Consider the following 7,272-nt stretch of genomic DNA (forward strand, 5'->3'; position numbering starts at 1 on the left):
GGAGGTGACGACCATGGCGACCACTCTCACCAAGGCCGAGGACCGTGTCTCGGCCGGGCACGCCGCTCGTATCGCACATGTCTCGAAGTCCTTCGGCGGCCCGACGGGGCAGCAGCTCGTCCTGGACGACATCACGCTCGATGTCGCGCCGGGCGAGTTCGTCACCCTCCTGGGAGCCTCCGGGTGCGGAAAGTCGACGCTGCTGAACCTGGTGGCCGGGCTCGACCGCCCGACCGCGGGATCCATCGAGACCCCCGGCGGGCGGCCGGCCCTGATGTTCCAGGAGCACGCCCTGTTCCCGTGGCTGACCGCGGGCAAGAACATCGAACTCGCGCTGCGGCTGCGCGGCGTACCCAAGTCGGAGCGCCGCACGGAGGCGGAGCGGCTGCTGGAACTCGTACGGCTGGGCGGGGCTTACGGGAAACGGGTGCATGAGCTCTCGGGCGGTATGCGGCAGCGGGTGGCCATGGCACGGGCGCTCGCCCAGGACAGTCAACTGCTTCTGATGGACGAGCCGTTCGCCGCCCTCGATGCCATCACCCGGGACGTGCTGCATGACGAGCTGACCCGGATCTGGCGCGAAACGAAGGTCTCGGTCCTCTTCGTCACGCACAACGTGCGCGAGGCGGTACGGCTCGCCGAGCGCGTCGTCCTGCTGTCGTCCCGGCCCGGCCGGATCGCCCGCGAGTGGACGGTCGACATCGATCAGCCGCGCCGTATCGAGGACACCGCCGTGGCGGAACTGTCCCTCGAGATCACCGAACGGCTGCGTGGGGAGATCCGCCGTCATGGCCAGCACTGACACCAAGCCCGACGATCTGGCCGGGCTGGAGGCCGGGCTCGACGCGCTGGACGCCGTGCAGGTGCGCCGCACCCCCGTACGCGAGGTGCTGCTCCGCAAGGTGCTGCCGCCGGTGCTCGCGGTGGCGCTGGTGGTCGTCGTCTGGCAGTTGCTCGTCGAGGCCCGGGTCACCGACGACTACAAGCTGCCCTCACCGGGTGCGGTGTGGCACAGCGCGGCCGACATGTGGCTGCAGGGGACGCTCCTGGACGTCGTCTGGACCAGCATCTCGCGCGGTCTGCTCGGCTTCCTGCTGGCCGTGGCCATCGGTACGCCGCTGGGTCTGCTGGTCGCCCGGGTGAAGCTCGTACGGGCGGCGATCGGCCCGATTCTGTCCGGGCTGCAGTCCCTGCCGTCGGTGGCCTGGGTGGCGCCCGCGGTGATCTGGCTCGGCCTGAACGACAAGATGATGTACGCGGTGATCCTGCTGGGTGCCGTCCCCTCGGTCGCCAACGGGCTGGTCTCCGGCGTCGACCAGGTACCGCCGCTGTTCCTCAGGGCGGGCCGCACGCTCGGCGCGACCGGGCTGCGCGGGACCTGGCACATCGTGCTGCCGGCCGCGTTGCCCGGATATCTGGCCGGTCTCAAGCAGGGCTGGGCGTTCTCCTGGCGCTCGCTGATGGCCGCCGAGATCATCGCGTCCTCCCCCGACCTCGGACTCGGGCTCGGGCAGTTGCTGGAGAACGGCCGCAACAACGCCGACATGCCCGGCATCTTCCTGGCCATCATCCTGATCCTCTTCGTCGGCATCGCGATCGACCTGCTGATCTTCAGTCCGCTGGAGCGGTGGGTACTGCGCAGCCGCGGTCTCCTCGTCAAGAACTGAGCCACGCCATGTCCGCCCCGGTCCTCCTCGTCATCGCCCACGGCAGCCGCGACCCGCGGCACGCGGCGACCGTGCACGCGCTCACCGCGCGGGTCCGGTCGCTGCGGCCGGGGCTGCGCGTGGAGACCGGCTTCCTGGACTTCAACGCACCATCGGTGCCGAGGGTGTTGGAGCGGCTGGCCGCACAGGGGGCGGGGGACGTCATCGCGCTCCCCCTCCTGCTCACCCGGGCCTTCCACGCCAAGTCCGACATCCCGACGGTGCTGCACGAGGCCCGGACCAGGCTGCCTCGGATACGCATCCGGCAGACGGAGGTGCTCGGCCCGTCACCCCTGCTGAACTCCGCACTGGAACGGCGGCTGCACGAAGCCGGAATCCGTCCCGGCGACCGCGGCTCGACCGGGCTCGTCCTGGCCTCGGCGGGCTCCACAGACCCGGAGGCGATCGCAGTGATCGCTGAAATCGCGCGGGAGCTGCGGCACACCGGTTGGTGCGCCGTGCGGCCTGCGTTCGCCTCCGCACCCCTCCCCCGCACCGAGGACGCCGTACGGGCCCTGCGTGCCGAGGGCGTACGGCGGGTGGCGGTGGCCCCCTATGTCATCGCACCCGGCCGGCTCCCGGACCGCATCGCCGCGGGCGCGGCCGGGGCGGACGTGCTGGCCGATGTCCTCGGCCCGTCACCGGAGCTGGCACGGCTGCTGCTGACCCGGTACGACGAGGCCCTCGTCCCGCGCGCCCGGCCTGCCACGCTCACCGCGTAGCCCGGCGCCGGGCTGCTTCCGGGCCGTTCGGGGACCGTTCGCTTCCGGGCCGGGGACGAGCCGGCCGCTCAGGCGGCCGCGGTCCAGTGCGGGTCGCGTCCGCTGTGGGCCAGCGCCCGTTCGAGCGGCGACGCCGATCCGGGCACCGTCACCTCGTCGGCGAAGCCGTCGTACTGCCGGTAGAGCGCGGCGTTGCCGTCGACGACATCGAGGACGTAGGCGGCCGCGGCGTCGGAGAGCCGGAGCTCCTCGCCGACGGCACGGGCCACGTCCCAGGTGTGCAGGGCCGTCTCCTCGATGAGCATCGCGGCTATCTCGGCAGCGGGTGTCGTGGAATTCCCGAGGTCGACCTCGCCCTCCCAGACCGCCGGGTCCGACCAGGCGGCGACGGCCCGGTCCAGCTGTGCCGCGTACTGCTGCGCCCAGTCGGCGTCGGCGGTGAAGTCGCGAGTGGTGAGCTCGTCGGGGAGATCCTCGCGCAGGGCGCGGTGCTCCAGGCCGTGGGAGGTGTAGAGCACCCAGTGGTTGATGAGTTCGCGCAGGTCCCAGTCGCCACAGGGCGTGGGCAGTTCGAGCTGATCGGTGGTGATGGAACGGGCGATGCGGGCCGCTTCGCCGGCGACTTCGGTCATGTGAACGTGCTCGTTCTTCATGCGTCCCAGACTAGGACGGGCCACTGACAACGGTATTGAAGAAAGGCGACGCCGGCCCCAGCCGCCGCTTCACGCGGCGGCGTCGACGAGGGCGACCAGTTCGGCCACGGGCATCGAGCCGGGCTCCCGGCGCTCGCGCGCGAAGGTGTTCGCGGTGCGGCGGAGTACGTCGTTGACCGGTGTGGGTACGCCGTGGAGGCGGCCGAGCAGCACGATCTCGCCGTTGAGGTAGTCGGCCTCGATCGTGCCGGTGCCCCGGCTGAGGCTCTGCCAGGACGAGCCGCCGCGCGGGGAGCCGTCGAACGGTTCGAGGCGGAGCCGGCCGGCCCGTGCCTCGGCCTGCTCCTCCTGGCCGACCGCGTCGATCCCGGCGGCCATGAGCACGTCCCGGCCCTCCGCGAGTGCCCGCTCGAACAGGGCGGACGCGTCCTCATGGGCGAGCGGGCCGCTGACGGCCTCGATCGCGTTGGCGAGGTTGGCGAGCAGTTTGCCGTACTTCCAGCGCATCACGTCCGGCACGACCGGGGCGAGCAGCTTCGACTTCTCCAGGTCCGCGGCGATCAGCCGGGCCGTCCGGTCGGTCCCGGTGGGATAGCGGCCCAGGTGCAGGATGCCGGTCAGCGGCGTACCGGCGGCCGAGACCTCGCCGGGTTCGACGAAGGTGGCGGGCAGCCAGACGCACATGCCGTACACATGCCGGAAGCGGCGCAGGGCCAGGCGTTCGCTCTCCACCCCGTTCTGCGCGCAGATCAGGGGCAGCCGCTCGCCCGCCGTGGAGCCGCCCGCGACGGGCCGGACGCTCCAGGCGTCGAGCGCGGCCGTGCTGTCCTGCGTCTTCACGGCGAGTACGAGGACGTCGTCCGCGCTCAGTTCGAGCGCCTCGGGGCGGTCGACGACGGGGATCGGATGGGTGCGCGGCCCGTCGGGCGTGACGAGCCGCAGCCCGCCGGTGCGCAGCGCCTCGTACTGCGCACCCCGTGCGACGAGCACGACGTCGTGGCCGGCCTCGGACAACCGTCCCCCGAGGACGCCGCCGACTGCGCCCGCCCCGATGATGATGTAGCGCATCCCCACTCCCGTCCGCGGCCGCACAGGCCAGCACGCCGGGTCCCCCAAGGGCCGACGACACCTCAGCATAGGGCGGGAGATCGGATCATCGAGGGGTACTAGTGCCGTGACCGGCAATGTTTGCCCCATGAAGAGCGTCGTCCGGTGCGTGCGATCGCAAGGCGGCCGGGAGCCCTTGGATGGGGTCTCCCCTGCTCGAACGGAGTTGAGAGCTCGGGGAAGGAGCTACCAGGGCTTTTGGCCAACGCGGCGAGCGTGCGTGCTGGGCGGCGCGACGGGGCAAAGCTTGCCGGGAGGGGCACTAGTGTTCCAGTCATGTCTTCCACGTCACAGCCGCTCGGCGATGTGTTCCTGCTCGGTGGCGAGCTGCCCGTACGTCGTCTCGGTTACGGCACCGCCCAGCTGACCGGACCCGGGTACTGGGGTCCGCGCGGGGAGCGGCAGGAGGCCGTGGCCGTGCTGCGGGCGGCAGTCGAGCAAGGGGTCACGCTCATCGACACCGCCGACAACTACGGCCCCGGGCTGGCCGAGGAACTGGTCGCCGAGGCCCTTCACCCGTATCGCGAGGATCTGGTCGTGGCGACCAAGGGCGGTGTGGTGCGGACCAGCGACAGCGCCTGGCACGTCGCGGGCCGTCCCGAGCAGCTGCGGGCGATGTGCGAGGCCAGTCTGCGGCGGCTGCGGACCGACCGGATCGATCTCTACCAGTTGCACCGGCTGGACCCGGACGTCCCGATGGACGACCAGCTGGGGGCTCTGGAGGCGCTGCGACAGGAAGGTAAGATCCGGTACATCGGTCTGGACACCCTCACCGCCGAGCAGCTGGAGCAGGCCCTCTCCCTGACCGGGATCGCCTCGGTGCAGAACCGCTTCAATCTCCTGGACCGTTCGTCGGACCCGGTACTGAGGGTGTGCGAGGCCCACGGCCTGGCTTTTCTGCCCTGGTTCCCGCTGGCGAACGGCGCTCTGACCGGCGAGGCAGCCGCGGCGCTCGCCGGGATCGCCGACCGGCACGGTGCCACCCGCGGGCAGATCGCTCTCGCCTGGCTGCTGCACCGCTCCCCCGTGCTGTGCCCGACTCCGGGCACCGGTTCGCCCGGCCATCTCGCGGAAAACCTGGGGGCGCGGGAGATCCGGCTGTCCGCCGAGGACATGAGCAGCCTGGAGGCGCTCGCACCCGCATGAAGGAGTACCGCACGTGACCACGCGTACCACCGCCCCCGTCCCCGCCCCGGCCGGTGCCCCCGGTCCCTCCGGCGCCCCGGTGATCCGGGCCGACGACGTCTCGCTCGTACGGGACGGCAAGGTCCTGCTCGACTCGGTCTCGCTGACCGTGCGCAGCGGTGAGCACTGGGCGCTGCTCGGTGCCAACGGGGCCGGGAAGAGCACGCTGCTGGGGCTGCTCGGCGCGGTCAACCACCCCACGCGGGGCTCGGTGGAGGTGCTCGGACGTACCCTCGGGCGGGTTGATCTGCGGGAGCTGCGGTCGCTGCTCGGGCACGTCGATCCGCGTCATCCCCTGCGTTCGCCGCTGTCGGTGCGTGAGGTGGTACTGACCGGCCTGACCAACTCGGTCGAACCCGTGCCGCGTCGGTCCGCGAGTGAGGAGCAGCGGGCGCAGGCGGAACGGCTGCTGAAGATGCTCGGCATGGGCGCCAAGACGGAATCGCGCTGGCCGGCGCTCTCGCAGGGCGAGCGGGGCCGTACGCTCATCGCCCGCGCCCTGATGCCGCGCCCCCGGCTGCTGCTGCTCGACGAGCCGGCCACGGGCCTCGACCTGGCCGCCCGTGAGCAGTTGCTCGACAGCCTGGACACGCTGCGCGAGGAGCATCCGGAGCTGGCGACGGTCCTGGTCACCCACCATCTGGAGGAGCTGCCCGCCTCGACCACGCATGCGATGCTGCTGCGGGGCGGCCGGTGCGTGGCATCGGGCCCGGCCGACGGGGTACTGACCACCGACCGGGTCAGCGACTGCTTCGGGCATCCGGTGCGGATCTCCCGTACGGACGGCCGGTGGACGGCGCGGGCGCAGCGCGTCGCCCGTCGCTGAGCGGGCTCAGCCCTCGTCGTCCGGACCGGCGTCCGGGGCGTGGTCGAACAGGGTGGCCTGATGGAAGTAGAGCAGCCAGCCCACCCGGGTCAGCCGCCACAGCGAACTGCGGTGGGCGAAGCGCCCCTTCGCCTCGGTGTCGTAGGTGACGTGGACGAGTTGGCCGTCCAGCTGGACTCCGCGCATCCGGGACGCGGTGAGCGGACCGGGATGCGGGGCGTCGTCCCCGGTGAGCGAGGCGATCATCGCGTCGCGGTCCCAGACCCGGCCGGTGGAGTCGATCTCGCGGTACTCGGGGTGCAGCACCTGGGAGAGGAGTTCGGCGGAGGCCCGTACCGACGGGTCGAGGAGGCGGAGCTCTCCCTCGACGGCCGCGGTCACTGCGGGGGACGGTTCGCTCATGTGCGGGCTCCGTCGTGTGCGGTCATCTCCACGAGCTTGACCACGGTGTTCCAGTTGCGCGAGGTGGCCATGATGCCCTTGGTGAGGGTGGGCCGGGACAGTGCGTCGGCGAGTTTGGAGCGGCCCAGTCCGTCGGGAGCGTAGAGGTAGAGCGCGCGGTCGCCGAGCCGGAACGCCTCGGGGAGGTAGGCCGCCGGGTCGATCCGGGCGAAGCGCTCGGCGTCGACGGGCTGTCCGAAGTAGGTGACGTGCAGTTGTCTGCCTTCGAGTTCGGCGGCCGGGAAGGGGCAGGCCGCCGCAACTGCCGCGAGGTAGGCGCCGTCCCGGACCAGGCAGGGGACGGGGAAGCCGAACCGTTTCTCGATGGCCCGTTCCAGTTCGACGGCGAGCGCGTTCTCGTCGTCCGACGGGCTGCTGAACACGGCGTTGCCGCTCTGCAGGTGGGTGCGGACGTCGCCGTGGCCCAGTTCGGTGAGCAGAGTGCGGAGTTCGGCCATCGGAACCTTCTTGTGGCCGCTCACATTGATTCCGCGCAACAGCGCCGCGTACATCGTCATGGGCACACCATAGGACGATCGCTTCACGCGGTGCGGCCGCCCCGGGCGCCCGCGCGGCCCGTACGCCCGGCTGTTCGACGCACCGGGCACGCTCGCCTTCACGCTGCCCAATCT

Annotated in this window: 9 protein-coding genes; 5 read left to right on the forward strand and 4 right to left on the reverse strand. The window is 71.6% G+C overall.

What is annotated here, in order from left to right:
* Positions 1-13: 13 nt before the first annotated feature.
* From ACFU8Q_RS15385 to ACFU8Q_RS15395, 3 genes are read left to right on the forward strand one after another with little or no spacing between them, the layout of a single operon-like run.
* Entirely contained in the window at positions 14-802 is a 789-nt protein-coding gene (locus tag ACFU8Q_RS15385) for an ABC transporter ATP-binding protein (RefSeq protein WP_384453148.1), read from the forward strand.
* Positions 789-1,667 (forward strand): ABC transporter permease, encoded by an 879-nt coding sequence (locus ACFU8Q_RS15390; RefSeq protein ID WP_384453151.1) that lies wholly within the window; start codon positions 789-791, stop codon positions 1,665-1,667. Before ACFU8Q_RS15385 ends, ACFU8Q_RS15390 begins: the two co-directional genes overlap by 14 nt.
* An 8-nt stretch (positions 1,668-1,675) precedes the next feature.
* The gene (locus tag ACFU8Q_RS15395; RefSeq protein WP_384453156.1) at positions 1,676-2,428 is read left to right on the forward strand and encodes a sirohydrochlorin chelatase; all 753 of its coding nucleotides are present in this window, start codon (positions 1,676-1,678) and stop codon (positions 2,426-2,428) included.
* A gap of 68 nt (positions 2,429-2,496) precedes the next feature.
* Here the strand turns inward: ACFU8Q_RS15395 and ACFU8Q_RS15400 are convergent, their stop codons facing one another.
* Both ACFU8Q_RS15400 and ACFU8Q_RS15405 read right to left on the reverse strand, forming a co-directional pair.
* Positions 2,497-3,081 carry a TIGR03086 family metal-binding protein gene (locus tag ACFU8Q_RS15400; RefSeq protein ID WP_384453159.1) on the reverse strand — a complete coding sequence of 195 codons (585 nt, stop codon included), beginning with the start codon at positions 3,079-3,081 and terminating at the stop codon, positions 2,497-2,499.
* A 69-nt stretch (positions 3,082-3,150) separates the two neighbouring features.
* Positions 3,151-4,149 (reverse strand): ketopantoate reductase family protein, encoded by a 999-nt coding sequence (locus tag ACFU8Q_RS15405; protein WP_384453162.1) that lies wholly within the window; start codon positions 4,147-4,149, stop codon positions 3,151-3,153.
* A gap of 315 nt (positions 4,150-4,464) precedes the next feature.
* On the opposite strand from ACFU8Q_RS15405, the gene ACFU8Q_RS15410 reads away from it, so the two are divergent.
* Together ACFU8Q_RS15410 and ACFU8Q_RS15415 are read left to right on the forward strand one after the other, a co-directional pair.
* Positions 4,465-5,334, forward strand: a complete 870-nt coding sequence (locus ACFU8Q_RS15410; RefSeq protein ID WP_384453165.1) for an aldo/keto reductase — start codon at positions 4,465-4,467, stop codon at positions 5,332-5,334.
* Between the two features lie 13 nt (positions 5,335-5,347).
* The gene (locus tag ACFU8Q_RS15415) at positions 5,348-6,199 is read left to right on the forward strand and encodes an ABC transporter ATP-binding protein (RefSeq protein WP_384453168.1); all 852 of its coding nucleotides are present in this window, start codon (positions 5,348-5,350) and stop codon (positions 6,197-6,199) included.
* 6 nt (positions 6,200-6,205) lie between these two features.
* Here the strand turns inward: ACFU8Q_RS15415 and ACFU8Q_RS15420 are convergent, their stop codons facing one another.
* Both ACFU8Q_RS15420 and ACFU8Q_RS15425 read right to left on the reverse strand, forming a co-directional pair.
* On the reverse strand, positions 6,206-6,601 hold the full coding sequence (locus ACFU8Q_RS15420; protein ID WP_384453171.1) for a DUF4440 domain-containing protein: 396 nt from the start codon (positions 6,599-6,601) through the stop codon (positions 6,206-6,208).
* The gene (locus ACFU8Q_RS15425; RefSeq protein WP_384453174.1) at positions 6,598-7,158 is read right to left on the reverse strand and encodes a DUF1697 domain-containing protein; all 561 of its coding nucleotides are present in this window, start codon (positions 7,156-7,158) and stop codon (positions 6,598-6,600) included. The genes ACFU8Q_RS15420 and ACFU8Q_RS15425 overlap by 4 nt, the downstream gene beginning before the upstream one ends.
* Positions 7,159-7,272: the final 114 nt, after the last annotated feature.

Source organism: Streptomyces sp. NPDC057543, from assembly GCF_042801895.1.
Taxonomy (GTDB): Bacteria; Actinomycetota; Actinomycetes; order Streptomycetales; family Streptomycetaceae; genus Streptomyces.

Bases quoted from the DNA above. Each gene is read 5' to 3' on its own strand.
- ACFU8Q_RS15385 (WP_384453148.1), top strand. From the start codon at position 14: ATGGCGACCACTCTCACCAAGGCCGAGGACCGTGTCTCGGCCGGGCAC.
- ACFU8Q_RS15390 (WP_384453151.1), top strand. From the start codon at position 789: ATGGCCAGCACTGACACCAAGCCCGACGATCTGGCCGGGCTGGAGGCC.
- ACFU8Q_RS15395 (WP_384453156.1), top strand. From the start codon at position 1,676: ATGTCCGCCCCGGTCCTCCTCGTCATCGCCCACGGCAGCCGCGACCCG.
- ACFU8Q_RS15400 (WP_384453159.1), bottom strand. From the start codon at position 3,081: ATGAAGAACGAGCACGTTCACATGACCGAAGTCGCCGGCGAAGCGGCC.
- ACFU8Q_RS15405 (WP_384453162.1), bottom strand. From the start codon at position 4,149: ATGCGCTACATCATCATCGGGGCGGGCGCAGTCGGCGGCGTCCTCGGG.
- ACFU8Q_RS15410 (WP_384453165.1), top strand. From the start codon at position 4,465: ATGTCTTCCACGTCACAGCCGCTCGGCGATGTGTTCCTGCTCGGTGGC.
- ACFU8Q_RS15420 (WP_384453171.1), bottom strand. From the start codon at position 6,601: ATGAGCGAACCGTCCCCCGCAGTGACCGCGGCCGTCGAGGGAGAGCTC.
- ACFU8Q_RS15425 (WP_384453174.1), bottom strand. From the start codon at position 7,158: ATGACGATGTACGCGGCGCTGTTGCGCGGAATCAATGTGAGCGGCCAC.